The sequence below is a fragment of the Microbacterium sp. R86528 genome (genome assembly GCF_044596335.1).
Taxonomy (GTDB): Bacteria; Actinomycetota; Actinomycetes; order Actinomycetales; family Microbacteriaceae; genus Microbacterium; species Microbacterium marmarense.
Window position 1 is genome coordinate 1,028,312 of sequence record NZ_CP138996.1, and the last position, 26,880, is coordinate 1,055,191.

The following is a 26,880-nucleotide window of genomic DNA, read 5'->3' on the forward strand; positions in this document are numbered from 1 at the left end:
TTTCGTCTTTCTACTTGCCCGATGCCAGAGCGTCGGCGCCGCCGACGATTTCGGCGATCTGCTGCGTGATCTCGGCCTGACGCGCGTTGTTGCGCAGGCGGGTGTAGTCGGTGATGAGCTTGTCGGCGTTATCTGAGGCTGACTTCATCGCCTTCTGAGTTGCCGCATGCTTTGCTGCGGACGACTGCAGAAGAGCGTTGAAGACACGACTCTGGATGTACACCGGCAAGAGTGCGTCTAGAACGGTTTCGGCTTCCGGCTCGAACTCGTAGAGCGGGTACACCTGTGCAGTTTCCTGCTCGTCTGATTCGACGACTTCGAGTGGCAGCAACCGAACTGTCTCGGGTGACTGCGTCATCATGCTGACAAAGCGGTTGTAGACGAGGTTGATCTCATCGACGCCACCGTCAGCACCACCGCGATCGTAGGAGTCGAGCAGAACCGCTGCGATCTCCTCCGCTGTGGAGAAGTGGGGGGTGTCAGTGTCGCCCGTCCATTCGGCCGCGCTTGCAATGCGGCGGAATTGGAAGTAGCCGACAGCCTTGCGACCCACGAGGTAGAACACCGGCTCTTTGCCCTGCGAGCGAAGCAGCTCAGCGAGCTGCAATCCCTCTCGCAGAATCTGCGAGTTGAATGCGCCCGCGAGCCCACGGTCCGACGTGAAAATCACGACGGCAGAACGCAGGATCGTCTCGCGTTCGTGAGTGAGCGGGTGATCGGTGTTCGAATGCGTCGCCACGGCAGAAACGGCCCTCGTCACTGCTCGCGCAAAAGGTGATGATGCGCGCACGCGCGTCATCGCCTTCTGAATGCGCGAAGCAGCAATCAGCTCCATCGCCTTCGTGATCTTCTTGGTCGTCTGAGCAGAAGTGATCTTCTGCTTGTAGACCCGGAGTTGTGCGCCCATTGTCTCTGTCCGGTGTCGCCTTAGCGGCGACCCTTGACGATCTTCTCCTGGTTCACGTCATCCGCCTCAGCCGCCGCGACCTCTTCGTGGCCGGGCTTCGAGATTGCCTGGCCCTTACCGGCCTGGAACTCGAGGATGAACTCATCGGTCTTTGCGCTCAGCGTCGCCACGGTCTCGTCGTCAAGGACGTTCGACTCACGAAGCGAGTCGAGCACCGAGGTGTTGCGGCGTAGGTAGTCAAGCAGTTCACGCTCGAAGTCGAGAACGTCCTCAACCTCGATCGTGTCGAGCTTGCCGTTCGTGCCAGCCCAGATCGAAACAACCTGCTCCTCGACCGGGTAAGGCGAGTACTGCGGCTGCTTGAGCAGCTCCGTCAAGCGGGCGCCGCGAGCAAGCTGACGGCGCGAAGCTGCGTCGAGGTCGGAAGCGAACATTGCGAACGCTTCGAGCGAGCGGTACTGCGCGAGCTCGAGCTTGAGCGTTCCCGAAACCTTCTTGATCGACTTCACCTGGGCGTCACCACCAACACGCGACACCGAGATACCCACGTCGACGGCGGGACGCTGGTTGGCGTTGAAGAGGTCGGACTGCAGGAAGATCTGACCGTCGGTGATCGAGATCACGTTCGTCGGGATGTAGGCCGAAACGTCGTTGGCCTTTGTCTCGATGATCGGCAAGCCGGTCATCGAACCCGCACCGAGCTCGTCGGAGAGCTTTGCGCAACGCTCAAGCAGACGGGAGTGAAGGTAGAACACGTCACCCGGGTATGCTTCGCGACCCGGCGGACGGCGCAGCAGCAGCGATACTGCACGGTAGGCCTCGGCCTGCTTCGAAAGGTCATCGAAGATGATGAGGACGTGCTTGCCCTCATACATCCAGTGCTGTCCAATGGCCGAGCCAGTGTAGGGAGCCAGGTACTTGAAGCCGGCAGGGTCAGACGCGGGAGCGGCGACGATGGTGGTGTACTCCATCGCACCGGCGTCTTCGAGCGCGCCCTTCACCGAAGCGATGGTCGAGCCCTTCTGACCGATAGCGACATAGATGCAGCGCACCTGCTTGTTGGTGTCACCCGAGTCCCAGTTGGCCTTCTGGTTGATGATCGTGTCAATCGCGATCGCCGTCTTGCCTGTCTGGCGGTCACCGATGATCAGCTGACGCTGGCCGCGGCCGATCGGGATCATGGCGTCGATTGCCTTGATGCCAGTCTGCATGGGCTCGTGCACGCTCTTGCGCTGCATCACACCAGGAGCCTGGAGTTCGAGCGCACGACGGCCGTTCGTCGCGATCTCGCCGAGACCGTCAATGGCGTTTCCGAGCGGGTCGACAACGCGGCCGAGGTAGCCATCGCCGACAGCTACAGAGAGAACCTCGCCGGTGCGCGTGACCTGCTGGCCGGCTTCAACGCCGGAGAAGTCGCCGAGCACGACGACACCGATCTCATCCTGGTCGAGGTTGAGGGCCAGGCCCTCGGTGCCATCGGCAAAACGAACAAGTTCGTTTGCCATTACGCCGGGGAGACCCTCGACGTGAGCGATGCCATCTGCAGTGTCGATGACGGTGCCGACCTCGGTAGCCGCAGCGCCGGTGGGCTCGTAGGCGGCTACGAAGTCTTTCAGCGCGTCACGGATGACGTCGGGGCTGATTGAGATTTCTGCCATTGTCTTCCCTTTGTAATCAATATTTCTCGGTGGGGCGTGGCCCCAAAATCTCTCCGCCACCCGGGCGGGAAGTCTGTACTAGCTAGCGAGTCGCTGACGCAGGTCCGCCAGTCGTGCCGACACGCTTGCATCGATAACGTCATCCGCGATCTGGACGCGGAGTCCGCCAACGACTGACGGGTCGATAACCGTGTTCAGCGTTACGGCGTTGCCGTAGCGCTGAGAGAGCGTTGCAGCCAATCGTTCGGCTTGCGCGGCCGAGAGCGGTGCAGCCGTGTAAACAGTGGCTACGCTGCGCCCGCGCTGATCGGCAACAAGATGTGACGCACGAGCGATCAGCTCGCGGACGCGCCGTTCGTTCGGTGCTTGCACCATCGAGGCGAGGATCACAGTCGTTGCTTCGCTCGCGCGTGTGCCGAGGAGGTTCTGCACGAGTGCACCCTTCGCCGCAACATCGCCGAGGCGGCTGCCAAGAGCGAGCTCCAGTTCAGGGTTCTCTGCGACGGTCCGCGAGAACTGAAACAGCTCTGCGCCGAGGTCGACCTGAGGCTCTGCTACCGCTGCCGCGCGGATCGCCAGCTCCTCGATACCGTCAACGAGGTCGGCAGCCGAAGACCAGCGCTGATCGACGACAGCGTTCAGCAGGGCGCTCGTTGTCGCCGTTGATGTCGGCGAGAACACCGACGCAATGACAGCCCGTCGCGCTTCGATCGGGGCTGCGGAGTCGGCAAGCGCGCCGCTCAGCTGTGACGTTTCTCCTGCGGCGCGGGCCGCGGCAAAGAGCTCGCGAGCAACGTCGAGGTTGACGCCCGACGCGGCATCAAGTGCCCGCGTCGTTGCCGCAAGGGCCTGAGTGGTCGCGCTCCCCATTACTTCGATGCCTTTTCTGCCTCAGATGCCTCAAGGTCAGCGAGGAAGCGGTCTACGACAGCCTGAGCCTTCGCATCGTCTGAGAGTGTCTCACCAATGACTCCACCAGCAAGGTCGAGTGCCAGTGTGCCGACCTCGCTGCGCAGTGAGACGAACGCTGTCTGTCGTTCTGCCTCGATCTGTGCATGAGCGGAGGAGGTGAGACGGCTGGCTTCAGCCGTCGCAGAGTCCTTGGCTTCGGCGAGAATCTTCTTGCCATCCTCACGGGCAGCGTCGCGGATCTCACCGGCTTCTTTGCGTGCGTCGGCGAGTTGAGCGGTGTATTCCTCGAGAGCGGCTTCGGCCTTGCGCTGCGCTTCGTCAGCCTTGGCGATGTTCCCCTCGATAGCCGCGCCACGCTCGTCGAGGAGCGCCTTCATCTTGGGAAGGGCGACCTTCCAGAAGATGACGAGGATGACGACGAAGCACACCGTCGACCAAATGATGTCGTACCAAGCGGGGATGAGTGGGTTAGTCACTTCACCCTCTTCCGCGGCGTACGCGACAAGAGCGTTTAGCATCCTGTCTCCTTAAGGCTGAGTGTCAACGGATCAGACGAAGATGAAGTAGGTCGCGATGCCGATGAAGGCGAGCGCCTCGGTGAAGGCGATACCAATCCACATGAGGACCTGGAGGCGACCAGCCAGCTCGGGCTGACGAGCAACACCCTCGATGGTCTTGCCGACGACGATACCCACGCCGATGGCGGGGCCGATGGCGGCGAGGCCGTAGCCCATCGTTGCGACGTTGCCGCTGAGCTCTGCGAGAACCGTAGTTGCGTCCACGGGTTGTGTTTCCTTTCGATTATGGGCGGCGTGCAGCCGACCCGCTTAGTGCTCTTCCGCTACCGCGAGCTGAATGTAGACCGCGGTGAGGAGGGCGAAGACGTAAGCCTGGAGTACGGCCACGAGGATTTCAAAGAGTGTGAAGACGAACCCGAAGGCGAGGCTGCCGGCGCCGAGAAGCGTCCACCAACCGCCAAGGTCGACGACGAAGAACTGGGTAGCCGCGAAGAACAGCACCAGCAGCAAGTGACCGACCATCATGTTCATCAGCAATCGCAACGTCAACGTCACGGGGCGAATGATGAACGTCGAAATGAGTTCGATCGGCGTGACGATGATGTAGATGGGCCACGGCACGCCACTGGGGAACAACGCGTTCTTGAAGAAGTTCTTCGGGCTCTTCTTGATTCCCGCATAGATGAATGTCACGTAGCTCACGATGGCCAGCGTGAGCGGCACAGCGATGATGCTGGTACCGGCGATGTTCAAGAACGGGATGATTCCCGTGATGTTCATGAACAAGATCATGAAGAACATCGTCGTAAGGATGGGCAAGAAACGCTGGGCGTCTTTCTTGCCGAGGAGGTCTTCACCGATGTTGACCCGGACGAAGTCCAGGCCCATCTCTACCAGGCTCTGGAAACGTCCCGGGACGACCTTCATGCGGCGCGTGCCGAGCCAGAAGATCAGTACGACGGCGAGCGTCGCCAAGAACTGGATGAGGTGAATTCGCGTGATCGGAACGACACCGAATGCGTCGAAGAGAACTTCAGGGAAGAACTCATTGACCGAGGGTCCGTGGAATTCGGCCCCTCCGTCGGCAGTGGCGTGGGCGATCAGGGTCGCAGCATGAGTAAACAGCGCTGACTCCAGCTTCGGGGCACCGGCGTAAACCGTTGCGACGATGGTCGATGAGCGTCACGCCGCAGTACTTGCGAGGCAAGCGGGCGGGCGCAGATTGAGCCTATCAAACTCCCGGGCCCTCTGCCGCCGCAGACGGCTTCTGATTCTTAGAGAGTTCGTCTTTCACAGGCTTCTCGTCCACCTTGTCGCCCTCATCGGGGTCGGTAGGCAGTGAGACATCGCTCACGTGGGGCACACGCATGCGAGTGAGCACTACGACATCGACCACGAGCGAGGCGAGAACGCTCGCGATCACGGCAAGCACAAAGATGGTCGGATTGATCCACGGCTGATCCCTGAGCACGAGCATGGCAACCAAGAAGAGGACGAATTTCAGAATCCACCCACCCAAGACCACTCCGAAGAAGATCGGCACGTAGAGGTCGTCGCCGTACCATCGGTTCGCGATCAGGATGCTGACGCCTGTGATCGCGAGGAACACCGCGGCGATCAGCACCCCGGTCAGCGCGCTGAGCATTCCGGTGGTGCCGTCTACGACGTAGCCGATGATCGCGCCGATCACAGCAAGAGCGGCGGTGACGGCTGCCGACCACACGAGGGTAGTTCGCAGAATCGGTGTGCTTGAGACGGGCGAATTGGTCATGGGGCGTTCTCCAGTGCGGGCGCGGGCGCACGTCGGCGCGAGGGAAGGAAGGTGACGACGAGGCAGGCGATGATGCCCACGACGCCGAAGATGACACCGATCAAGTAGTTGCCCGGCCACTCCTGCTGCGTTCCGATGTACATCAGCAGCACGGCGAGGCTGAAGATGGCGGTCCAGGCATAGAAGATCAGCACGGCGTCGCGGTCGGAGTGACCCATGTCGAGCATGCGGTGGTGCAGGTGTTTGCGGTCTGGCGAGAACGGTGACTTTCCGGCAGCCATACGTCGGATCACGGCCAGCGCAAAATCAAGCAACGGCAAGAGCACAACGACGACGGGCAAGATGATCGGAATGAAGGCACCGAGCAGTTGCGAGCGTCCGAACTGATCGTTGTCACCGATCAGCGCTGGGTCAAGCCCGGTGATGGCGATGGCGGAGCATGCCATGAGCAGACCGAGCATCAGCGCACCAGAATCACCCATGAACAGCTTCGCCGGGCTCCAGTTCAGTGGAAGAAAGCCGATGCATGCTCCGATGAGTACCGCGGCGATGAATGAGGCGAGGTTGAAGTAACTGCTGGCGCCGATGTCGCGCACGAGCAGGTAGGAATAGGCGAAGAACACGGAGTTTGCGATGAGGCAGACGCCTGCGACCAGACCGTCCAGACCGTCGATGAAGTTGACCGCGTTCATCACGATCACTATCGAGAACACCGTGAGGGTGAAGCTCACCCAACTCGAGCCCACCGCGAGGCCGCCGATAGGGAGCGACACAATCTGCAGTTGGCCGATTCCTGCGATGATGCCAGCGGCAAGGAACTGGGCGCCGAGCTTGATGGTCCAATCCAGATCCCACAGGTCATCTGCCAGTCCCACGCATACGATCAGCGCGGTCGCGCCCAAGATCGCCCATACGCGCTGCGGTTCAGCCCAAACGATCGCAAAGAATGGGTTCTGCGACGAGAGCAGTATGGCTGCGGTGACCGCGAGAAACATCGCCACCCCGCCGAGCCGTGGAGTCGGCGTCTTATGCACGTCGCGCTCACGGATGCCTGGGTACAGCTTGTAGCGGATGCTCACGCGCCATACGACCCACGAAAGAACGAAGGCCAGCGTGGCGGTGAAGAGAATCGTGAAGACGTACTGCTTCACGCGACGTCCGGCTCTAACAGATCTCCGAGAACCTCTCGCAGCTGCACACGGCTCACCGCGCCTTCGCGCAGCACTTTGACGATCTTCTCGTCCGTGCCGATCAATCCGGTCGCATCAACAATCGTCGACGCAATTCCGGTGGTAGCCATGCCGTCCGAGAGATAGACCTTTACGCTGTCGGCAAGCATGTCCTGCGCTTCTTCTGCCGTGATCGCGGCCGCTTTGCCCGTTCGGTTCGCACTCGAAACCGCGAGCGGGCCGGTCTCTTCGAGAAGTTCGAGCGCAATGCGGTGTGCGGGCATGCGCAGCGCGACAGTGCCGCGCGTCTCGCCGAGATCCCAGGTGAGTGAGGGCTGGGCTGGCAACACGATGGTGAGCCCACCCGGCCAGAACGCTTCCACGAGCCGCTCCACGGCTTCTGGAAGTTCGGCGACCAGAGCGCGCAGCGTGGTGACGCCCGCCACGAGAACCGGGGGCGGCGACTGGCGTCCGCGGCCTTTCGCGTCGAGAAGCCGTTGCACTGCCGCGGCATCGAAGGCATTTGCTGCGACCCCGTAGACGGTGTCGGTGGGAAGGACAACGAGTTCACCACGGCCAATGGCCTGGCGAGCTTGGCGCATGCCCGAGAGCACCTGCGCCGCATCACGGCAATCGAAGATCTCAGACATGTCGGCCACAGTCTAATTGTGACTGCTGAGCGCAGCTCGAATCGAACGGGAGTTCACGGCCGCAAAGCGGTGGTGGCGCGGTCACGCAACGTGAGGTCGGGGTGAGTTGCCGCACCTAACCAACCGTCACGGGCCAGGATCTCGCGAATACCCGCGCCCTGCCATTCGCCATGCTCGATCACGATGGTGCCGCCGGGGTGCGCGAGTCGCAGACCGACCTGGCTGAGAATTCTCACGACGTCGAGCCCGTCTGCGCCGCCGTACAGGGCTACTTCGGGATCGAAGAAGCGCACCTCGGGATCCCGCGGAATCGCATCGTCGGGAACATACGGCGGATTGGATGCCACGACCGAAACTGTGCCATCGAGTTCAGGAAAGGCCTGCGCGAGGTCGATGAATGCCAGGGTGGCGTTTTCAGCATCCACCCTCGCGAAATTCTCTTTCGTCCACAAGAACGCTTCGACCGAGTTCTCTGCCGCGAAAACGCGAGCGTGCGTCACTTCCGTTGCCATCGCCAAGGCGATCGCCCCACTACCGGTGCCGAGATCAACGGCGATAGGGGCAGGCGACGCCACCGCGCCGAGCGCGTCAATGGCCAGCTGGGCGACCATCTCGGTCTCGGGGCGGGGCACGAACACTCCTGGGCCAACGCGTAGCTCTAGGTGCCGAAACGGCGCCAAGCCCGTGATGTGTTGAAGAGGCTCGCGGGTGAGGCGTCGTGCGACAAGCTGCTCAAAGTGAGCGGTCTGCTCTGCAGTGAAATCGTCGCCGCGCACGGCGCTGGCTTGCACTCCCCCGCGACTCGACCCCAGAACGAACGCTGCGAGCAGCTCAGCATCAACGTCGGGGTCAGTGATGCCGGCGCTCTGAAGCGCCGCTGACGCGCGCCGAAGTGACGGCGAAATCGCCTGGGGGGAATGAACGGGAGCCATAAGCGCTATAAACAATACGCCCGGCGTCAAATCCAGGCGAAATGAATTGAATCGTCATACAAGGCCCCTTTCGGGATCGCTCCCTTAGGCTAGCCATCGCACGCGACTACCACCCGTGAAAGGCTCACACATGCCCGGTATCTATCCCGACATCACCTCCACTTTTGGCAACACTCCATTGGTTCGCCTGAACCGCGTCGCAGAAGACGTTGAAGGCAACGTGCTGGCAAAGCTGGAGTTCTACAACCCCGCCTCGAGCGTCAAAGACCGGCTTGGCATCGCCATCGTCGATGCTGCTGAAGCGTCAGGCGAATTGAAGGCAGGCGGAATCATCGTCGAGGGCACCAGTGGAAACACCGGTATCGCCCTGGCAATGGTCGGAGCCGCTCGCGGCTACCGCGTGATTCTCGCGATGCCCTCGTCGATGTCGATTGAGCGTCGCCTGCTGCTCAAGGCCTACGGCGCTGAGCTTGTTCTCACCGAGCCCGCCTTGGGCATGCGCGGTGCGGTCGACAAGGCTGCCGAGATTGTCGCCGAGACCCCCGGTGCGGTGCTGGCTCGTCAGTTCGAGAACGAGGCAAACGCGGCTATCCACCGCACCACCACTGCCGAAGAGATTCTTCGCGACACCGATGGTCAGGTCGACTACTTCGTCGCGGGCATTGGCACTGGCGGCACGATCACCGGCGTCGGACAGGTTTTGAAAGAAAAGGCGCCGAACGCGAAGGTCATCGCCGTGGAGCCCGCTGACTCGCCGCTCTTGACCAAGGGAACGCCAGGCCCCCACAAGATCCAGGGCATCGGCCCCAACTTCATTCCCGAGATCCTCGACCAGAGCGTCATCGATGAGGTCATCGATGTGGAGCTGTCAGATGCTGTCGAGACCGCGCGTGCCGTAGGCACGAAGGACGGCATTCTCGTTGGCATCTCTTCGGGTGCCGCGGTGTGGGCGGCTCTGCAGATCGCCGCACGCCCCGAGGCCGCGGGCAAGAACATCGTGGTCGTGATCCCGTCGAACGGTGAGCGCTACTTGTCGACCGTGCTCTTCGAGAACCTCAGCGCTGAATAATCGCTGTGCCTAACGCTTCACCACGCGGACTCGCTGCGGTGGCTTCGTCAGATGTCGTTGCGCGCTTTCGCGAGGATCTCAACGCCGCAAAGCTGCGCGACCCCGCCGCGCGTAGCTCGCTCGAGATTGCGCTGCTCTACCCAGGACTTCACGCACTCTGGGCGCATCGGGTCTGGCATGCCTTGTGGACTCGACGGTTGCGTTTTCTCGCGCGAGCGGGATCGCAGCTCACCCGCTGGCTGACCGGAATCGAGATCCATCCGGGCGCGACGATCGGTCGCCGCTTTTTCATCGATCATGGGATGGGTGTCGTGATCGGCGAGACAGCTGAAGTCGGTGACGATGTGATGCTCTATCACGGTGTCACGCTCGGCGGCCGCCAGCGCGAGGGCGGCAAGCGCCACCCCACGCTGGGCAACGGTGTAGCAGTGGGCGCTGGCGCCAAGGTTCTCGGACCGATCACACTTGGAGCCGGCTGCGTCGTCGGCGCGAACGCCGTGGTCACACGTGACGCTCCTGCGGACAGCGTGCTGGTCGGCATTCCGGCGAAGGCGCGCGCGCGGCGCCAGCGTGAAGACACGCGAGCGATCCTGACCGCACCCGATTACAGCATCTGAATAACGACAGCGGCCCTGTCCTCGCCGATTGGCGAAGACAGGGCCGTTTTGTCGTCTCTGCGGCTAATTCGCGTCGCGGCGGTCTTCTACCTTCTTTTTGATGAAGATCATCGGCAGCAGCAATGTGGCCAAGGCGGTAACCGCCCACACGATGACCGGAGCAAGAACCCATGAGAGGGCGTCGGTGATGCGAATGCCGCCGATGGGCAGCAACACGACGATCAACAGCGCCACGAGGGTCGAAATGATTCCGATGCCGCCCAGAAGAGCAGGTGCGTTTCGACGGGCAACCTTCGTGATCCAGGGCGCAAGAACACTCTGCAGCACCGCGAAAATCAGCACGGCGAGCACAAAGCCCCACCAATCGCTCCAGTCAATGACGAATCCCTCAAGGACCCAGTCAGCTACCAGAATGCCCAGTGCCGCCGAAGCAACGAAAATCAGCGCGCGAATGAGAAACATGATCATGCCGCGAGCATAGCGTTGCAAAGATCGCGCGCCCAACGTCGACACGCTTCAGTGAACGCTAGCGAGCGGCCGAGAAAGGCGGAGCCTAAGACTCCGAGCCGAGTGCGGCCAATCGCGCTTCTTCGTCAGCGCTCACAGCGGACTCGATGATCGGGTCGAGCGCGCCGTCCATCACTTGATCGAGGTTGTACGACTTGTACCCCGTTCGGTGGTCGGCAATGCGGTTCTCGGGAAAGTTGTAGGTGCGGATCCGCTCGGAACGGTCCATCCCACGGATCTGGGACTTGCGAGCGTCAGAGGCTGCTGCGTCGATCTCTTCTTGCTGCTTCGCCAGGATCCTCGCGCGCAGCACGCGCATTCCCGCTTCGCGGTTCTGCAGCTGTGACTTCTCGTTCTGCATCGACACCACAATGCCTGTCGGAAGGTGTGTGATGCGCACGGCGGAGTCGGTCGTATTGACCGATTGCCCACCCGGACCGGAAGACCGAAACACATCGATCTTCAGGTCGTTGGGGTTGATCGCGACCTCGTCTGGCTCATCGACCTCGGGAAAGACGAGAACACCTGTCGTCGAGGTGTGGATGCGCCCCTGTGACTCGGTAGCTGGCACACGCTGCACGCGGTGCACGCCACCCTCGTACTTGAGGTGTGCCCACACACCCTGCGCGGGGTCACTCGACGAGCCCTTGATCGCGACCTGAACGTCTTTATAGCCGCCCAGATCGGATTCGTTGCGCTCGAGCAGTTCGGTCTTCCACCCCTTCGAGGCGGCGTACTGCATGTACATGCGCAACAGGTCAGCCGCGAACAGCGCGCTTTCCGCGCCGCCTTCGCCGCCCTTGATCTCCATGATCACGTCGCGCGCGTCGTCGGGGTCGCGTGGAATGAGCAGACGTCGTAGCTTCTCTTGCGTCTGCTCCACTAGCTCTTCAAGAGCCGGCACCTCTTCGGCGAAGACTTCGTCTTCTTTCGCGAGTTCCCTGGCCGCTTCAAGATCGTCTGCAGCTGCAAGCCACGCATCATGCGCGGCGACGATGCGACTCAGTTCGGCGTAACGCCGATTGACTCGTTTCGCACGCCGAGCATCAGCGTGCAAAGCGGGATCGGAAAGCTCAGTTTGAAGGGCCTGGTGCTCTTCGACCAGCGTTTTTACGGAGTCGAACACGTGGTGCTCCCCCGTCGCTCAGCGAATGCTGTTGTCGTTTGTGTGGCCGTGACCGTTGCCAGATGCTGGCGCCGGAATCGACTTCTGCATCTGAACCAGGAACTCAACGTTGGACTGTGTCTCTTTGAGCTTACCCAACACCACTTCGAGCGCCTGCTGGGTGTCAAGGCCCGCGAGGGCGCGACGCAGCTTCCACGTGATCTTGACCTCGTCGTTAGACAGCAGCATCTCTTCGCGACGTGTGCTTGAAGCGTTGACGTCAACAGCGGGGAAGATGCGCTTGTCGGCGAGTTGGCGGGACAGACGAAGTTCGCTATTGCCGGTGCCCTTGAACTCTTCGAAGATGACATCATCCATCTTCGAGCCGGTCTCTACGAGTGCCGTCGCCAGAATGGTCAACGATCCACCGTTTTCGATGTTGCGTGCAGCGCCGAAGAACCGCTTGGGCGGGTAGAGCGCGGAAGCGTCGACACCACCAGTGAGCACACGGCCCGAAGCGGGAGCCGAGATGTTGTAGGCACGGCCGAGGCGAGTGATCGAGTCGAGGAGCACGACGACGTCGCGACCGAGCTCAACGAGACGCTTCGCCCGCTCAATGGCGAGCTCAGCGACCGTGGTGTGATCTTCTGCCGGACGATCGAAGGTCGAGGCGATGACCTCGCCCTTGACCGTTCGCTGCATGTCGGTCACTTCTTCGGGGCGCTCATCCACGAGGACGACCATGAGGTGCACCTCGGGGTTGTTCGTAGCGATCGCGTTGGCGATCTGCTGCAGCACGATCGTCTTGCCAGCCTTGGGCGGGGCGACGATGAGCCCGCGCTGGCCCTTGCCGATCGGTGCCACCAGGTCGATGATTCGCTGCGTGAGCTTCTCAGGAGCGGTCTCAAGGCGCAAGCGGTCCTGAGGGTACAGGGGTGTAAGCTCGTTGAACTCGACGCGCGCTGCGGCATCGTCAACCGACAAGCCGTTCACCGCGTCGACCTTCACCAGAGCGTTGTACTTCTGTCGGCCCGACTGCTCGCCTTCACGTGGCTGCTTGATCGCGCCCACGACAGCGTCACCCTTGCGCAGGTTGTACTTCTTGACCTGACCGAGCGACACATAGACGTCGCTGTTGCCGGGCAGGTAGCCCGACGTGCGCACGAATGCATAGTTGTCGAGAACGTCGAGAATGCCCGCGATCGGAATCAGAACGTCGTCGTCGTTGATCTCAGTTTCGAACTCGTCACCCGGCTGGCCGCGACGCTTGTTGCGCTGACGGCCGCGGCCACCAGACTGCGACTGATCATCGTCACTGTCGGACTGCGGCCCGTTGTTCTGCTGGCCCTGCCCGCTCTGGCCATTGTTCTGCTGACCGCCCTGCGCGTTCTGACCGTTGCTCTGGCCACCCTGTGCGTTGCGGTTGCGGTTGCGGTTGCGGTTGCGGTTGCGCCCACGCGAAGGAGTTCCTTCGCTTGAGTCGTCGCCGTCAGACTGCGCGCCGGTGTCGCTCGCGTTGTCGCCGTCGTTCTTCGCGTCGCTGTCGTTCTTGGCCGAGTTGTCGTTCTTCGCAGCGTCGTCGTTCTTCGCGGCGTCGTCGTTCTTCGCGGCGTCGTCGTTCTTCGCAGCGTTGTCGTTCTTCACGGCGCCGTCGTTCTGGGCCGCCGCGGGCGCGTCATCGGCAGCGACTGGCGCTTCGTTGCCAGCCGCGGCGCTGTTCGCATCTTCTGCGGCGGCTGCCTTTTCCGCAGCAGCTTTCGCAGCAGCAGCCTTGGTCGGACGCTTGCGCACGGGCTTCTTGACCGGTGCGCTCGATGCGTCATCCGAAGCAGCAGCGTCAGACGAGTCAGGCGCAGCTGGCGACTCCGCGGTAGCCGGCGCGGTGGTCGCACTGTCTGCCTCAGCAGGCGCTGCCGCAGCGGGCGCACTCTGCTGGGCGCTTGCGGCGTCAGCTGCTGCTGCTGCCTCGACATCTGCAGTCTTGGCCCGTCGAGGGGCGCGCTTGCGTGGCGCCTTCGCTGGCGCTTCAGCCGGTGCTGATGCCGCGGCGTCGGTAGTGGTCTCCACTGACTCAGCCTTCTGAGGTGCGTCTACGCGCTCTTCAGCTGAATTGTCGGTGGTGTGGATCTCGGAGATGGACTCCACGAGTTCTCCCTTGTCAAAACGATTGGAATATGCACGTTCGCACGGGATGTTTGCGGGGCAGACACCTGCTGAAGACGGGTTCGGATACCCAAGTGATGGTCAGAGTTCGTCAACAGACGGCCGTGCGGAAATTTCGCAGATTTGCGACGGAGGCCAGAGTCACGCTGTTTGCGTGGAACCCTCCGCGTACTCCTTCACTGTACCACCCTTGAAGTCGACAGCCAGCATCAGCGCCTCCCACGGGGTGTCAATCTGGGTGGCCACGAACTCGGCGGCAGCGAGCCGCTGCCCTGGCCCGTCAGCCAGAACGAGAACGCTCGGCCCGGCACCAGACACAACAGCCGCGAATCCCTGTGCGCGCAACTCCAACACGAGTCGCGTGGTCTCGGGCATCGCCTGCGCGCGGTAGTTCTGGTGCAGCTTGTCTTCGGTTGCGGCGAGCAGAAGCTCAGGGCTCTGCGTGAGCGCGGCGATCAGCAGCGCCGAGCGCGACACATTGAAAACGGCGTCTTCACGCGGAACGTGCAACGGCTGCAGGCTACGAGCCACGCTGGTCGACATCGTGAACTCGGGAACGAACACGAGCGGCGAGACGCCACGGTGTACGAGCAGCTTCTTGTGCATCGGTCCGGTCTCATCGACCCACGCGATCGTCAACCCGCCGAACAGCGCGGGGGCAACGTTGTCGGGGTGGCCTTCGAGTTCCGTCGCAAGTCGCAGCAGGGTTTCGTCGCCGAGTTCAACATCGCCAGCAAGCAAACCCTTGGCTGCGAGCAAGCCGGCCACAACGGCCGCACCAGAGGAGCCCATTCCTCGGCCGTGCGGAATGACGTTGTGTGCTTCCAGTCGCAGGCCGGGCATACGCCGACCCACAGCCTCGTACGCATACGCGATGGTGCGCACAACCAAGTGGGAGGCATCGCGGGGAACGTCGTCGATGCCTTGGCCGGTGAGCTCGATGTCGAGTTCGCCCTCCGCAAGGGCGGTGACCACGAGTTCGTCGTACACGCTCAGAGCTAGTCCAAGAGTGTCAAACCCGGGGCCAAGATTGGCGCTGGTTGCCGGCACCCTGACGACGACACTCCGCCCGGGCGCCGGCGAAAGCGCCGCGTTCACGCCGAGGCCTGGACCGGCTGAAGATCGAGGACCGATGCGACCTCTGAGGTAGCTGCGTCAACAACCGTGGGAGTCACGTCGGTGCCGTCAGCGTTGCGCAACGCCCACTGCGGGTCTTTGAGGCCGTGACCGGTGACAGTGAGAACGACGCGTGAGCCGGCAGGAATGATTCCCGCTTCAGCGCGGTCGAGCAGACCGGCAACGCTGATCGCAGATGCGGGCTCGACAAAGATGCCGACCTCAGAGGCGAGAAGCTTCTGCGCGGCAAGAATGCGCTCGTCATCGATTGCGCCGAACCAGCCGTCGGTGGCTTCACGCGCGGCAAGCGCGAGGTCCCACGAAGCAGGGTTGCCGATGCGAATCGCGCTGGCGATCGTCTCGGGGTTCTTCACGACCTCACCACGAACAAACGGCGCTGAGCCCTCGGCCTGCAAGCCGAACATCCGCGGCACGCGAGTTGAGACGCCGCGCTCGGCTTCTTCGGTGTAGCCGCGCGAGTATGCGGTGTAGTTGCCCGCGTTGCCGACCGGAATGAAGTGGAAGTCGGGAGCATCGCCGAGCACCTCGACGACCTCGTAGGCGGCCGTCTTCTGGCCGTCGATGCGGTCGGGGTTGACCGAGTTGACGAGGTGCACGGGGTAGTTGTCGGCAAGCTCGCGTGCGATCTCGAGGCAGTCGTCGAAGTTTCCGCGCACTTGAATCAGACGACCGTTGTGCGCGACCGCCTGGCTGAGCTTGCCCATGGCGATCTTGCCCTCCGGCACCAGCACGGCGGCGGTGATTCCAGCGTGCGCCGCGTACGCGGCGGCGGATGCTGAGGTGTTGCCCGTCGAGGCGCAGATAACCGCCTTGGCACCGTGTTCGACGGCACGCGAGAGCGCCACTGTCATCCCGCGGTCTTTGAACGACCCCGTCGGGTTCATTCCTTCGAACTTCACCCATACGTCGGCGCCGGTGCGGCGTGACAACGATGGCGCCGGCAGCAGCGGCGTGCCACCTTCGCCGAGGGTGACGACACTCGAGGCGTCAGTGACGCCAAGACGATCTGCATATTCGCGGAGAACTCCGCGCCAAAGGTGTGCCATTTTCAGTCTCCTTCTACCCGCAATACCGATACGACCCGCGCCACCACGCCACTTGCGGCGAGTGTGTCTACGGTGTCGCTGAGATCTTGTTCACGTGCCTTGTGCGTGCCGATCACCAAGCGCGCCGTGGCCGCGTCGGTGTCGTCTGCGTCGATCACTGTCTGTTCGACGGTCGCGATTGACACTTTGCCATCGCTCAGTGTGCCGGCAACCGTTGCGAGCACTCCGGGGCGATCGTTCACTTCGAGCGTGATCTGATAGCGCGTGGTGACGTGCCCGATCGGCACGATCGGCAGGTTGGCAAGGGTTGACTCGCCGACACCGACACCGCCTGCGATATGACGACGTGCCGCCGAAACGACGTCGCCGAGCACGGCCGATGCGGTCTGCACGCCGCCCGCTCCCGCGCCATAGAACATGAGGTTTCCGGCAGCCTCTGCCTGCACGAAGACAGCGTTGTTCGCACCGTGCACCGAAGCGAGCGGGTGTTCACGGTCGACGAGCGCCGGATACACCCGTACCGAGATGGATTCGCCGCCGGCGTCGTCGTTCAGCCGCTCGCACACGGCGAGCAGCTTGATGACGTAGCCCGCTTTGCGGGCAGCATCCATCATCGACTTATCGATCTGAGTGATGCCCTCGCGGTGCACGGACTCGAGCGGAATCGTCGTGTGGAACGCAAGGCTCGCCAGAATCGCGGCCTTCTGAGCCGCGTCGTAGCCCTCGACATCAGCCGTCGGGTCAGCCTCGGCGTATCCCAGAGCTTGCGCGTCGGCGAGAACGTCGGCAAATTCGGCGCCCTCTTTGTCCATGCGGTCGAGGATGTAGTTCGTCGTGCCGTTGACGATGCCCATGATGCGCTGCACCCTGTCGCCAGCAAGCGAATCGCGCAGCGGGCGGATGATGGGGATCGCACCGGCGGCCGCGGCCTCGTAGTACACCTGGGCGCCCACCTGGTCTGCAGCGGCGAACAGCTCAGGCCCGTGGGTTGCCAGCAGCGCCTTGTTGGCCGTGACGACGTCTGCACCAGAGTTGATCGCTTCGAGCAGGTACTCACGTGCGGGCTCGATGCCGCCCATCAGTTCGATGACGATGTCTGCACCGACAATGAGCGTCTTCGCGTCGGTGGTGAGCAGTTCTTGAGGCAGATCGACTTCGCGCGGTGCGTTGACGTCGCGCACGGCAATGCCAACGAGCTCGAGTGTTGCTCCCGCGCGGTCGGCGAGTTCGTCACCGTGCTGTCGGAGCAACGAAGCAACCTGAGAGCCCACGGAGCCAGCACCCAGAAGTGCGACGCGGAGGCGGCGGTAATCGGTCATGCGATCCCTTCCATCGGAGATTCGGTGAGGCCGGCATCACGCGAGAGCAGATCGTTGATCGTCTCGCCGCGAACGATTACCCGCGCCTCTCCCCCGCGCAGCGCCACCATGGGCGGCCGGGGAACGAAGTTGTAGTTGCTTGCCAGCGAGAAGCAGTAGGCGCCGGTGGCCGGCACCGCGAGCAGGTCGCCAGGGGCGACGTCACCGGGCAGGTACTCCGCGTCGACCACGATGTCACCAGACTCACAGTGCTTGCCGACGACGCGCACGAGCGCGGGGTCGGCGTCGCTGATGCGTGAAGCGAGTCGCGCCGAATACTGCGCGCCGTACAGCGCCGGGCGCGCGTTGTCGCTCATGCCACCATCAACGCTCACGTAGAGACGCGTCGCGCCGTCTTCGAGGTTGACAGTCTTGGTGGTGCCCACTTCATACAGCGTGACACCAGCGCGGCCGACGATCGTGCGGCCTGGTTCGAATGCCAGGTTGGGCATAGCGATGCCGCGCACCTCGCACTCTCGAGCGACGGCATCGGCGATACCTGCCGCGAGCTCTTCGATCGGGGTCGGCTGGTCTGACGCGGTGTAGGCGATGCCGAATCCGCCGCCGAGGTTGAGTACCGGCACCGGCGCAGCTTCGGCGAGCTCGGCGTGCAGTTCGATGAGTCGCGCGGCTGACTCTTCAAAGCCAGCGGTACCGAAGATCTGCGAGCCGATATGGCAGTGCAAGCCGATGAAGGTCAGCGAAGAGAGTTCGCGGATGCGCGCGACGGCGGCTGGAGCATCCGCCAGGGTGAAGCCGAACTTCTGGTCTTCGTGAGCGGTGGCAAGAAAGTCGTGAGTCTCAGCGTGCACGCCGCTGTTCACACGGATCAGCACCGCTTGATTGATGCCAAGGCGCTCAGCAATTGCTGCGAGACGCTCGATCTCGATCGGACTGTCGATGACGATCGAGCCAACTCCGGCGGCGACAGCGGCTTCGAGCTCGTGAGCGCTCTTATTGTTTCCGTGGAAGCCGAGGCGCGCAGGTTCTGCCCCTGCGGCAAGCGCAAGAGCCAGCTCGCCCCCCGTGCACACATCGACGGCGAGGCCTTCTTGGGTAACCCAGCGCACGACCTCAGCAGTCAGCAACGCCTTGCCGGCGTAGTAGACGCGGGCGTCTACGCCGTGACGCCCTGCCGCCGAGTTGAATGCAGCGAAGGCCTGCCGTGCGCGAGCACGAATGGCGTCTTCGTCGACGACCCACAGCGGGGTGCCGAATTCTTCGCGCAGCGCAGAAGCTGTGATGCCGCCGAGCACGATTTCGCCACGCTCGTCGCGGGTCGCGCTACTCGGCCATACGGTCTCGACAAGTTCGTTGGCGTCGTCGGGAGCATCCGGCCGTGTCGACACGGAAGAGGGCGAAGCGGCGGACACAGAAAGACCAATCGGTGGGAACTTGGGTTGCGGTGCCGCCAGAACAGCCAAGGCGGCAAGAAGCCGCGGCCGGCAGGCGCACACGCCGGGCAGTTTCTGAGTCTACGGCACGGTGTATGCCGAGCCCGTGACGTGTGACGCCCGATGGCGTGGTGTCACTCGCAGGTGCCGTTCTGCTGCAGTGCGTCGGTCGTGAGCAGGGCGCTGTCGACCGTGAAGTCAGCGATGAGCTTGCCACCGCTCACCTCGGCGCTGGTCAGCGTGACTCCGGTCGGCAGGTATTCCGCCACGCATACCGGCCAGTCCTGCAACACGACGTCGGCAACGACTCCGAACTGATCCCGCAACCGGTCGGCGGTGAGCTCAGCGCCCGCCACCTCCACCGAATCGGGACTGAGCACGAGCTCGCCCTCGACCGCAGAAGGTGTGAGGGCGGCGCCGACCGGCACGCCGATGCCGAGAAGCGACAGCTCCATGTTCATCGTGATGGTTGAGTCATCAAGGCCCATTGTCTCAGCGGGAAATCCTTCGACCGTCGACATCAATCCGCGCAGTTGCTCTTCGTTCAGAGCGACCGTTGCCATCGCCCCGCTCATGCCCTGCGGTTCACGCACCCGTACATCGTGCGCGGTCACGCTGACATCGGCGACGACATCACCGAGCGGCACGTCGTCGGATGAGACCACGACGGTGTCGAGTCGCCCCACGATGAGCTGCGGAATCACAGTGCCCTCAATGTCGACATCGATCTCATGATCCGCGGGAAGATCGAGCTGCTCTGCCACACCGTTGCTGATCATCTTCTCGGCGATATCGCGCGCGGCGGCCTCGGCGGCGAACCACGCCACGATCGCTCCGCCCACGACGAGAACCAGAATCACGATCCACGGCCAGCGTCGCTTCTTGGGCGGCTCTGCATAACCCCAGTCAGGAATGACCGTTGTCGGCTGCGTATCGTTCAGGCTCATCGGCTCTTACATCCGTTCTGGTGCACTAACCCCGAGCAGGTCGAGTCCGTTGCGCAGCACTTGACCGGTGGCGTCGTTGAGCCACAGGCGCGTGCGATGCACCGCTTCAATCTCACCGTCGCCGAGCGGAATGATTCGGCAATTGTCATACCAGCGGTGGTACAGGCCTGCGAGCTCTTCGAGGTATCGCGCGACGCGATGCGGCTCGCGAACCTCGGCGGCGAACGCGACGATGCGCGGGAACTCCTGCAGCGCACCGAGGAGCGCTGACTCGGTCTCGTGAGTGAGCAGTTCAGGAGCGAATTCGCTGCGGTCAACGCCGGATGCTGCCGCATTTCGTCCGACATTGTGCGTACGCGCGTGGCCATATTGCACGTAGAAGACCGGGTTGTCGTTCGTGCGCTTGCGCAACAGCTCTGGATCGAGGGTGAGCGGCGAATCGGCGGGATACCGTGCCAGCGAATAGCGCAGAGCGTCGGTGCCGAGCCATTCGCGCAGATCGTCCATCTCGATGATGTTGCCGGCGCGCTTGCTCAGACGCGCACCATTCACCGAGACGAGCTGACCGATCAGCACCTCGATGTCTTTCTCGGGGTCGTCTCCTGCGGCACCGGCGAGCGCTTTCAGACGATGCACGTAGCCGTGGTGGTCAGCACCGAGCAGGTAGATCTTGTGCGCGAAGCCGCGGTCGCCCTTGTTGAGGTAGTAGGCAGCGTCGGCGGCGAAGTAGGTGTACTCACCATTCGAACGGCGAATAACACGGTCTTTGTCGTCACCGAAGTCGGTCGTGCGAACCCACACCGCGTCACCGTCGTCGAAGACGTGTCCTTGCTCGCGCAACCGGTCTACTGCCTCGTCGACCAGACTCGGTTCGCCCGTTGCACCGGGGGCGTGAAGCGTGCGTTCCGAGAACCACACGTCGAAGTGAACGTTGAACTGCAACAGTGACGACTGCACTTCAGCCAGTTGGAATCGGTAAGCCAGCTCGCGCGCACGTTCGAGCTGCTCATCGTCGCTCAACTCGAGAAGTCGCGGTTCTGCGGCCAGCACGCGGCGCGCCAGCTCGTCAATATAGGCACCGGCATAGCCGCCCTCAGGGGTCGGCTTGTTCTGCGCCGCCGCAAGCACGGAGTGACCGAAACGCTCCATCTGGGCGCCGGCGTCGTTGATGTAGAACTCGCGATCGACGGTGGCCCCGCTGGCGAGCAGCAGACGAGCGATGGAATCGCCCAGAGCTGCCCATCGAGTGTGACCGATGTGAAGAGGACCGGTCGGGTTTGCACTGACGAACTCGAGGTTGATGGTGCGACCGGACTGCGTCTCGTTGGTGCCGAAGGCAGCGCCAGCCTCGACGATGGTCTTGGCGAGGGCGCCTGCAGCGGCAGCATCCAATCGAATGTTGATGAACCCGGGCCCGGCAACCTCGACGCTGGCGACGCCATCGATCGCGCCGAGCGCCTCGGCGATCTCAGCTGCGAGTTCTCGAGGATTCGCCCCTACCGCCTTTGACAGCTTGAGCGCCGCGTTCGATGCCCAATCGCCGTGGTCGCGGTTCTTGGGACGCTCGAGCGGAACGTCGGCCGACGTCAGACCGTCGCTCGAGCCCGGGCGTCGCGCCTCGATGAGCGGGGCGATGACGGCGAGCAGAGCGGCAGAGAGGGCATCAGGATTCATAACCGTGCCAGTCTAGTTGTGGCGGCTGAGCTCAACTCCGCCGTATCGCTCAGGCGATCTGCACAAGTTCGAAGAAATCATCCGCGGCGGGGTCGGCGACATCGGCCGGAGCCCCCACGCGCACGGCATCTTCATGGTCGTCTGGCAACACCCACGCATCGACACGCATGCGCTCAAGCCCGACGAATCCACCGTGGTAGCTCAAGAAAGCGCAGTCTGACGCATCGCGTCCGGTGGCCATGCGCACGAGCGAGTTTCGGTTCGACAGCCGGGTCGCGTCAATGACGTACCAGGCACCATCGAAGTAAGCCTCCGCCACAGCATGAAAGTCCATCGGGCTGAGGCCAGGGGCGAAGCAGGCGGTGTAGCGCGCCGGCATGTCCATGGCGCGCAGCAGCGCAATGACGACGTGCGCGTAGTCACGGCATACGCCCTGACCGGTCATCAGCGTCGTCACGGCGCTGTCGGTGCCCTGGCTCAGTCCGGGGGTATAGGTCGTGCTGGTGAAGACGAACTCTGACACTGCGGCGATCAGTTCGTGGCCCTGCAGACCTTTGAACTGCCGTCGTGCCTGCTGAAACACTTCATCGGACTGGCAGTAACGACTGGGGCGCAGGTAGGTAATCGCTTCGAGGTCGCTCGTGCGGGCGTGGGTCGCCCGCCCTTCAACGACGGCTTCATAGCGCACTTCGAGTCGGCCAGCCTCGCCTGTGAGGCGATGCAGACGGCTGCCAGACTGGTCGACGATCTCGGTCGGCGTGTACACGCGGTCACCCTGGGTGAAGGTCAGCTGTTCGCTCGAAAGGGGCATCGACTGCGCCGCAGTGATCTGGAAAATCAGGTCGATGGATGCCCCCAGATCGAGGTCCAGTTCAGCGGTGACGAAGCGGTGCATCGAAGTATCCTCGCACGTGAAATACCAGCCCGGCGCCACGCGTCGGCGGGCCACTCGTCGCGCATGCGCTTCCGTCTCGAAGCCAAGGGGTCGCCCCGCCTCATCGTCGCGTAGCCTCGAAGCATGACATCGCATTCTGCAACCCGGGTGTCACGCCCGTGGTGGGCGGTGATGGCGGTCGGTTTCGCTCTCGCTGTGGTGTGCGCTACGGCGCTATGGCGCCCGTGGTTGCAGACGTCGGCGCCGGTCGCTGGTGCGCAGTCGCAGCCGGTCGGCGCGACCGCTGAAGCGCTTGTTCTTCCGACCTCGCCTAGCGTGCTGGTGTTCGGCGATTCGTGGGTTTATGGGTCCGCAGCGATCGTTCCCGAGTTAGGTTTTGCCTACCGACTCGGCGCAGACCTCGGCTGGCAGGTGCGCGTTGACGGTGTGCGTGGCAGCGGATATCTCAAGCCGGGAATCGACGGGCCCGCATATGGCACCCGAATCGAGGCAATGGATGCTGCTGTCTCCCCCGACCTCATCATCGTGCAGGGTTCAATCAACGACCGTCGCCTCTATGAGTCGGTTGACTATCGGTTAGCGGTCAACGCCGCGTGGGATGAGCTTGCGGCGAAGTACCCTGCCGCATCCATCGTCATTCTTGGACCCGCCCCTCAGGTGCTGCCGGTCGAGACGGCAACCGAGCAGATCGATCAAGAGCTCGCGGCGCTCGCCACGGAGCGTGGCTGGTGGTACATCTCGCCGATCGCCGAGTCGTGGATCATTGCGTCGAACTACCTTGATGTGATCGACACCGGCGCCGGGCGGGATCACCCGTCAACCGAGGGACACGCGTACCTTGCTGAGCGCGTGATGACGGCGTTTGCCGACATCGTCGCCCCAACCGAAGTTGTCGCCGATGCGCCGGGCGATGCCGAACCGGCCGTTACGCCCTAACCCGGCGAAGACGAAGCCGCATGGGTGGTAATCTCGATCGGTGCGCCTCCGTAGCTCAGGGGATAGAGCGTTGGTTTCCGGTACCAAAGGTCGTGGGTTCGATTCCCGCCGGGGGCACTTAGAAAACACTGGGATGGCGGGGCCTTCGGGCCCCGCCTTTTCACTGCCGTGACAACATTCTGACAACATTTGCGTCGCGCTTTGCCAGGTCGAGGGCGGCAGCGACGGCGTCTTGCCTTCGGCGAGTTGCGCGAGCGGAAGAACGAGGAACTCCGGGTACGGGACGGACCTCGAGCGGTGCGTCTTCGGTGACCCGACGTGGACCTCCGCCGAGACGAGAACGGCGTTCTCTTCCACCTTTGCGCGCCGCCTGAGCGTGTCGACGTGCCGGATGCGGAGGGCGGTCGCCTCACCCCACCGGAGGCCCGTGTACGCCAGGAACAGGACGAGGGTCGGGTGTCTGGCGTTATCGGCGAGGGCTTGCACCTGCGCGTGATCGAGATAGTGCCTGCGCGCCGTGCGGCTCTTCGGCGGGAAAGAGATGTCGCGGGCGACGTTGCGCACCAGACGACGATCTTGGACAGCCGTGTCGAGGATGCCAGCGAGCACTCCGTGCGCGCGTCGGATCGTCGTGGATCCGCCCGGGATCGTCGAAACCCATGTCTGCACCTCCGAATGACGGATGCCGCCGACTTTTCGGGCGCCCCATTTCGGCTTCACGTGCTTCGACCACGCCGATTGCAGCGGCCGCATCGACGACGGCTTCAACACGCCCTCGCGTTGCTGTAGCCACTCCTTGCCGAGCATGGCGATCGTGACCTCGGCGCTCGCCGGGTCGACGTACTCGCCGCGATTCTTCGACACTTCGAGTTCAGCGAGACGCGCTTCCGCATCGCGGTTCGTCCGGAACCCGCGCTCGGTGGTCTGCGCCTGGTCGGGGCGCCGGTAGCTGATCCGGTAACGCTTCGCGCCGCCGGCCGTTGTGTAGGGGTAGACGCTCCCCATCAGCACTCCCCCGAGCGATGCTTACGAATGACTGTCATCAAAAGTTCGGTGTGCCCTCGTCAATGAGGTCAATGAAAGACTCACGTTCCGGCGACACATGATCGATGTCCGAGATGGGGGGCTTGGGCGCGGTGCGCTCGGCCTCGGATTGAGATTCACCGAAAGGCGCGGTCTGCACCCCGACGGAATCCCATCGAAAGGCGGTAGAGCCGGCCGCGGGTCTTTGCGACGTGATGTAAAACAGTCCGGGCGCGTGAGCGCTGCGATTGGCGCACCATCTGGATCGGGGTTCGCCAGCACAACGCCGGCGTCAGACGCAACATCGCGACCGATGTGAAAGGGCGATCCCACGACGTCGGGCACCGTGACGCGATCTGCGGAGCGCTCGACCATAACGCCTACGGTACGCCGGAACTTCTCCTCGTGCTATGTACGCACGTCGATCCGCTTACGCGACGGGGTCACGGCGTTCGCGGCGGGGTGTCAGGGCTTCCACACCATGAAGACGACCACGGCGACCAGGCTTATAGCGGCGATGCCCAAGCTGACTACAACGCCCGTGTAGCGCTGCTTCGTTCCCCGCCGTTCCGGGTGCAGGTATGTGGGGACGACGATCCCGAGCGTGAGGGCAGCGGCGATCACATACAAGTTGAGGGAGCCCAGAACCCAGGGTGTGGGGAGAGAAGGTCCAAGAAGTATTCCTTTGCCGGGGGCGGCGGGTGGTTACGCGACGGCAGAGACGGTGTCGACGAGTTTGCCGTCGACAAGGTTGACGACGCCGTGCATCCGGGGAAGGTGGACGAGGTCGTGGGTCACGAGCAGCGTCGAGGTGTTCAGCTCGTCGGTGAGGCGCAGGATCAGCTCGATGATGCTGGCGCCGCGTTCCTGGTCGAGCGCACTGGTGGGTTCGTCAACGAGAAGCACGCTGGGGTCGTTCATCAGGGCGCGGGCGATGTTCACTCGCTGGCGTTGGCCTCCCGAGAGCTGGTGGGGTCGTTTGTCTCGGTGGTCGGCGAGTCCGACCGCGTCCAGAAGTGTCTCGGCTCGTTTGGCCGCATTGCCACGGTTTCGGCGGGAGTGGCGTGCGCCGAGCTCGTTCATGACGGACAGCTGCTCGAGCGCGGTCAGGGACGGGATGAGGTTGGACTGCTGGAAGACGATGCCGATTTTGTTGCGGCGGGTCTCAGTGGCTTCGCCGGGAGTGAGGCGAGTGGCATCGATGTCGTCGATGATGACCTGCCCGGAGTCGGGGCGGATGAGGGTCGCCGCCACGGCGAGGAGGCTGGATTTCCCGGAGCCGCTGGGACCGGTGATGCCGATAACGGTTCCTGGGTGAGCGGTGAGGCTGACCTCGTTGACGGCGGTGACGCGATTGTCGCCGTCGGGGAAGGTGAGGGTGATGTTGTCGAGGCGGATCATCGGTTGCTCCCGAGGGCGGTGAGGGGGTCGGCGGAGGTCACGGAGCGGAGCGCGAACGCGGCTCCAGCGAGGCCGAGCGTGATCATGATCGCGCCGGGCAGCAGTGTCGTGAGGGGGTTGAGGAGGAACGGAAGGGCGGTACCGGCGAGGGTGCCGAAGAGGGTGACCAGTCCCAACCCGATTCCTATCCCCAGGAGCAGAACGATCAGCGCCTGACCCAGTGCGTCCCGGACCAGCGAGGATGTGCTGGCGCCGAGTGCTTTGAGCACGGCGATGTCGCCCTTGCGTTGCATGGTCCAGACGGTGAAGAACGCGCCGATGACGAGGCCGGAGATCCCGAACAGCATGGTGACCATCAGCAGAAGCGACCCGATCTCGGAGCGGAACGCGCTGAGCGCGGTCAACGACCCGAGGACGGTTTGGGAGACGGTGGAAGTCGCGGTGTCTGTAGTCTCCCAGTCCGGCGACCCCGTGACGGCGAGGACCGTCGCGTAAGCGTCGGGGTTGCCGGTGGATGCCGAGTAGGCCTGCCAGTCGGACAGGGTCATCTCCACAACGGGGGTGTGGCTGTACCAGGCATCGCCAGCGATCGTTTCGACCGTGTAGGTGGTCCCCGCGATTGTCACGTCATCGCCGATAGCGACGTCGAGGTCTTTGGCTGCGGGAGCGGACAGGCTCACCCGACCATCCTGGGAGGGGGCGGTGGCGTTGAATCCGGGTTGTACGCCGAAGATGGCGATCGCGATGCGGGCGTCGCCTGCCTCTGCCCGGGTCTGGCTGATCCCGATCGGTTCTGCCGAGGTGACGCCGGCCGCGGTGTCCCAGGCGGTGGTCTGCTGTTCGGTGATGGTGGAGTCGGAGAAGCTTGCGGCCGCGCCGTCCGTGGTGGGCGCCGAGAAGACAACCCGATCTCCCGGGATCGACAGGACGGCGGAGATGTTCTGGGTGGCAAGGCCGCCGGTGAGGCCGCTGAGGAACCCGACGAGAACGGTGATGAGGGCAACGACGGACCCGATCAAGACGAATCGGCCGCGGGCGAAGCGTAGGTCGCGGAGCGCGACGAACATGAGATTCCTTTCCGGTCACCCGAG

General features: G+C 63.2%; 26 protein-coding genes and 1 tRNA gene. 4 read left to right on the forward strand and 23 right to left on the reverse strand.

The features are described 5' to 3' along the window. Positions 1-10 precede the first annotated feature (10 nt). From SJY18_RS05020 to prmC, 10 genes are all read right to left on the reverse strand, one after another. Positions 11-907: a F0F1 ATP synthase subunit gamma gene (locus tag SJY18_RS05020; protein ID WP_337338801.1), complete on the reverse strand. Its 897-nt coding sequence runs from the start codon at positions 905-907 to the stop codon at positions 11-13. 20 nt (positions 908-927) lie between these two features. Beyond that, complete coding sequence (gene atpA, locus SJY18_RS05025) at positions 928-2,565, reverse strand: F0F1 ATP synthase subunit alpha (protein WP_337338802.1); 1,638 nt, start codon at positions 2,563-2,565, stop codon at positions 928-930. Between the two features lie 78 nt (positions 2,566-2,643). Further along, positions 2,644-3,435, reverse strand: coding sequence for a F0F1 ATP synthase subunit delta (locus tag SJY18_RS05030; protein ID WP_337338803.1), 792 nt, complete (start codon positions 3,433-3,435; stop codon positions 2,644-2,646). Continuing rightward, positions 3,435-3,995, reverse strand: coding sequence for a F0F1 ATP synthase subunit B (locus SJY18_RS05035; protein ID WP_337338804.1), 561 nt, complete (start codon positions 3,993-3,995; stop codon positions 3,435-3,437). Before SJY18_RS05035 ends, SJY18_RS05030 begins: the two co-directional genes overlap by 1 nt. 30 nt (positions 3,996-4,025) lie before the next feature. Beyond that, on the reverse strand, positions 4,026-4,259 hold the full coding sequence (atpE, locus tag SJY18_RS05040) for an ATP synthase F0 subunit C (protein WP_045274135.1): 234 nt from the start codon (positions 4,257-4,259) through the stop codon (positions 4,026-4,028). Positions 4,260-4,304: 45 nt separating this feature from the next. Next, on the reverse strand, positions 4,305-5,120 hold the full coding sequence (atpB, locus tag SJY18_RS05045) for a F0F1 ATP synthase subunit A (protein ID WP_337338927.1): 816 nt from the start codon (positions 5,118-5,120) through the stop codon (positions 4,305-4,307). Between the two features lie 106 nt (positions 5,121-5,226). Then, positions 5,227-5,766, reverse strand: a complete 540-nt coding sequence (locus SJY18_RS05050) for a hypothetical protein (protein WP_337338805.1) — start codon at positions 5,764-5,766, stop codon at positions 5,227-5,229. Next, a complete protein-coding gene (locus SJY18_RS05055; protein WP_337338806.1) occupies positions 5,763-6,917 on the reverse strand; it encodes an MraY family glycosyltransferase in 1,155 nt (384 codons plus the stop codon). The genes SJY18_RS05050 and SJY18_RS05055 overlap by 4 nt, the downstream gene beginning before the upstream one ends. Further along, the gene (locus SJY18_RS05060; RefSeq protein ID WP_396668593.1) at positions 6,914-7,585 is read right to left on the reverse strand and encodes an L-threonylcarbamoyladenylate synthase; all 672 of its coding nucleotides are present in this window, start codon (positions 7,583-7,585) and stop codon (positions 6,914-6,916) included. Before SJY18_RS05060 ends, SJY18_RS05055 begins: the two co-directional genes overlap by 4 nt. 53 nt (positions 7,586-7,638) lie before the next feature. Continuing rightward, positions 7,639-8,517, reverse strand: a complete 879-nt coding sequence (gene prmC, locus SJY18_RS05065) for a peptide chain release factor N(5)-glutamine methyltransferase (protein ID WP_396668594.1) — start codon at positions 8,515-8,517, stop codon at positions 7,639-7,641. 130 nt (positions 8,518-8,647) lie between these two features. Here prmC and cysK point away from each other — a divergent pair, with 130 nt between their 5' ends. Further along, positions 8,648-9,586 carry a cysteine synthase A gene (gene cysK / locus SJY18_RS05070; protein WP_337338809.1) on the forward strand — a complete coding sequence of 313 codons (939 nt, stop codon included), beginning with the start codon at positions 8,648-8,650 and terminating at the stop codon, positions 9,584-9,586. A 5-nt stretch (positions 9,587-9,591) separates the two neighbouring features. After that, complete coding sequence (epsC, locus tag SJY18_RS05075; RefSeq protein WP_396668595.1) at positions 9,592-10,203, forward strand: serine O-acetyltransferase EpsC; 612 nt, start codon at positions 9,592-9,594, stop codon at positions 10,201-10,203. 63 nt (positions 10,204-10,266) lie between these two features. Here the strand turns inward: epsC and SJY18_RS05080 are convergent, their stop codons facing one another. The 10 genes from SJY18_RS05080 to SJY18_RS05125 form a co-directional block, all read right to left on the reverse strand. After that, positions 10,267-10,671 carry a hypothetical protein gene (locus tag SJY18_RS05080; protein ID WP_337338810.1) on the reverse strand — a complete coding sequence of 135 codons (405 nt, stop codon included), beginning with the start codon at positions 10,669-10,671 and terminating at the stop codon, positions 10,267-10,269. Between the two features lie 85 nt (positions 10,672-10,756). Beyond that, a complete protein-coding gene (gene prfA, locus SJY18_RS05085) occupies positions 10,757-11,836 on the reverse strand; it encodes a peptide chain release factor 1 (RefSeq protein WP_396668596.1) in 1,080 nt (359 codons plus the stop codon). A gap of 18 nt (positions 11,837-11,854) precedes the next feature. Next, positions 11,855-13,960, reverse strand: coding sequence for a transcription termination factor Rho (rho, locus tag SJY18_RS05090; RefSeq protein ID WP_396668597.1), 2,106 nt, complete (start codon positions 13,958-13,960; stop codon positions 11,855-11,857). 159 nt (positions 13,961-14,119) lie between these two features. Beyond that, positions 14,120-15,076, reverse strand: a complete 957-nt coding sequence (thrB, locus tag SJY18_RS05095; RefSeq protein WP_337338813.1) for a homoserine kinase — start codon at positions 15,074-15,076, stop codon at positions 14,120-14,122. Beyond that, positions 15,073-16,161, reverse strand: coding sequence for a threonine synthase (gene thrC, locus SJY18_RS05100; protein WP_337338814.1), 1,089 nt, complete (start codon positions 16,159-16,161; stop codon positions 15,073-15,075). Before thrC ends, thrB begins: the two co-directional genes overlap by 4 nt. A gap of 2 nt (positions 16,162-16,163) precedes the next feature. Beyond that, complete coding sequence (locus SJY18_RS05105; RefSeq protein ID WP_337338815.1) at positions 16,164-17,480, reverse strand: homoserine dehydrogenase; 1,317 nt, start codon at positions 17,478-17,480, stop codon at positions 16,164-16,166. Then, positions 17,477-18,868, reverse strand: a complete 1,392-nt coding sequence (gene lysA, locus SJY18_RS05110; RefSeq protein ID WP_396668598.1) for a diaminopimelate decarboxylase — start codon at positions 18,866-18,868, stop codon at positions 17,477-17,479. The genes SJY18_RS05105 and lysA overlap by 4 nt, the downstream gene beginning before the upstream one ends. 179 nt (positions 18,869-19,047) lie before the next feature. Next, entirely contained in the window at positions 19,048-19,860 is an 813-nt protein-coding gene (locus tag SJY18_RS05115) for a DUF2993 domain-containing protein (protein ID WP_337338817.1), read from the reverse strand. A gap of 6 nt (positions 19,861-19,866) precedes the next feature. Further along, positions 19,867-21,534, reverse strand: coding sequence for an arginine--tRNA ligase (gene argS, locus SJY18_RS05120; RefSeq protein ID WP_337338818.1), 1,668 nt, complete (start codon positions 21,532-21,534; stop codon positions 19,867-19,869). A gap of 49 nt (positions 21,535-21,583) precedes the next feature. Next, positions 21,584-22,429, reverse strand: coding sequence for a transglutaminase-like domain-containing protein (locus SJY18_RS05125; protein ID WP_337338819.1), 846 nt, complete (start codon positions 22,427-22,429; stop codon positions 21,584-21,586). Positions 22,430-22,552: 123 nt separating this feature from the next. On the opposite strand from SJY18_RS05125, the gene SJY18_RS05130 reads away from it, so the two are divergent. Together SJY18_RS05130 and SJY18_RS05135 are read left to right on the forward strand one after the other, a co-directional pair. After that, positions 22,553-23,365, forward strand: coding sequence for an SGNH/GDSL hydrolase family protein (locus tag SJY18_RS05130; RefSeq protein ID WP_396668599.1), 813 nt, complete (start codon positions 22,553-22,555; stop codon positions 23,363-23,365). A 44-nt stretch (positions 23,366-23,409) separates the two neighbouring features. Next, positions 23,410-23,482, forward strand: a tRNA-Arg gene (locus SJY18_RS05135). A 1,371-nt stretch (positions 23,483-24,853) separates the two neighbouring features. Here the strand turns inward: SJY18_RS05135 and SJY18_RS05140 are convergent. The 3 genes from SJY18_RS05140 to SJY18_RS05150 form a co-directional block, all read right to left on the reverse strand. After that, a complete protein-coding gene (locus SJY18_RS05140; RefSeq protein ID WP_396668600.1) occupies positions 24,854-25,012 on the reverse strand; it encodes a hypothetical protein in 159 nt (52 codons plus the stop codon). An 81-nt stretch (positions 25,013-25,093) separates the two neighbouring features. Beyond that, positions 25,094-25,789, reverse strand: coding sequence for an ABC transporter ATP-binding protein (locus tag SJY18_RS05145; RefSeq protein ID WP_396668601.1), 696 nt, complete (start codon positions 25,787-25,789; stop codon positions 25,094-25,096). After that, complete coding sequence (locus SJY18_RS05150) at positions 25,786-26,856, reverse strand: FtsX-like permease family protein (protein ID WP_396668602.1); 1,071 nt, start codon at positions 26,854-26,856, stop codon at positions 25,786-25,788. The genes SJY18_RS05145 and SJY18_RS05150 overlap by 4 nt, the downstream gene beginning before the upstream one ends. Between the last annotated feature and the right edge of the window lie 24 nt (positions 26,857-26,880).

Bases quoted from the DNA above. Each gene is read 5' to 3' on its own strand.
- SJY18_RS05150 (WP_396668602.1), bottom strand. From the start codon at position 26,856: ATGTTCGTCGCGCTCCGCGACCTACGCTTCGCCCGCGGCCGATTCGTC.
- SJY18_RS05030 (WP_337338803.1), bottom strand. From the start codon at position 3,435: ATGGGGAGCGCGACCACTCAGGCCCTTGCGGCAACGACGCGGGCACTT.
- SJY18_RS05050 (WP_337338805.1), bottom strand. From the start codon at position 5,766: ATGACCAATTCGCCCGTCTCAAGCACACCGATTCTGCGAACTACCCTC.
- SJY18_RS05115 (WP_337338817.1), bottom strand. From the start codon at position 19,860: ATGAGCCTGAACGATACGCAGCCGACAACGGTCATTCCTGACTGGGGT.
- SJY18_RS05130 (WP_396668599.1), top strand. From the start codon at position 22,553: ATGACATCGCATTCTGCAACCCGGGTGTCACGCCCGTGGTGGGCGGTG.
- cysK (WP_337338809.1), top strand. From the start codon at position 8,648: ATGCCCGGTATCTATCCCGACATCACCTCCACTTTTGGCAACACTCCA.
- SJY18_RS05035 (WP_337338804.1), bottom strand. From the start codon at position 3,995: ATGCTAAACGCTCTTGTCGCGTACGCCGCGGAAGAGGGTGAAGTGACT.
- SJY18_RS05080 (WP_337338810.1), bottom strand. From the start codon at position 10,671: ATGATCATGTTTCTCATTCGCGCGCTGATTTTCGTTGCTTCGGCGGCA.
- atpA (WP_337338802.1), bottom strand. From the start codon at position 2,565: ATGGCAGAAATCTCAATCAGCCCCGACGTCATCCGTGACGCGCTGAAA.
- SJY18_RS05020 (WP_337338801.1), bottom strand. From the start codon at position 907: ATGGGCGCACAACTCCGGGTCTACAAGCAGAAGATCACTTCTGCTCAG.
- SJY18_RS05145 (WP_396668601.1), bottom strand. From the start codon at position 25,789: ATGATCCGCCTCGACAACATCACCCTCACCTTCCCCGACGGCGACAAT.
- SJY18_RS05125 (WP_337338819.1), bottom strand. From the start codon at position 22,429: ATGCACCGCTTCGTCACCGCTGAACTGGACCTCGATCTGGGGGCATCC.
- SJY18_RS05105 (WP_337338815.1), bottom strand. From the start codon at position 17,480: ATGACCGATTACCGCCGCCTCCGCGTCGCACTTCTGGGTGCTGGCTCC.
- thrC (WP_337338814.1), bottom strand. From the start codon at position 16,161: ATGGCACACCTTTGGCGCGGAGTTCTCCGCGAATATGCAGATCGTCTT.
- SJY18_RS05060 (WP_396668593.1), bottom strand. From the start codon at position 7,585: ATGTCTGAGATCTTCGATTGCCGTGATGCGGCGCAGGTGCTCTCGGGC.
- prmC (WP_396668594.1), bottom strand. From the start codon at position 8,517: ATGGCTCCCGTTCATTCCCCCCAGGCGATTTCGCCGTCACTTCGGCGC.
- argS (WP_337338818.1), bottom strand. From the start codon at position 21,534: ATGAATCCTGATGCCCTCTCTGCCGCTCTGCTCGCCGTCATCGCCCCG.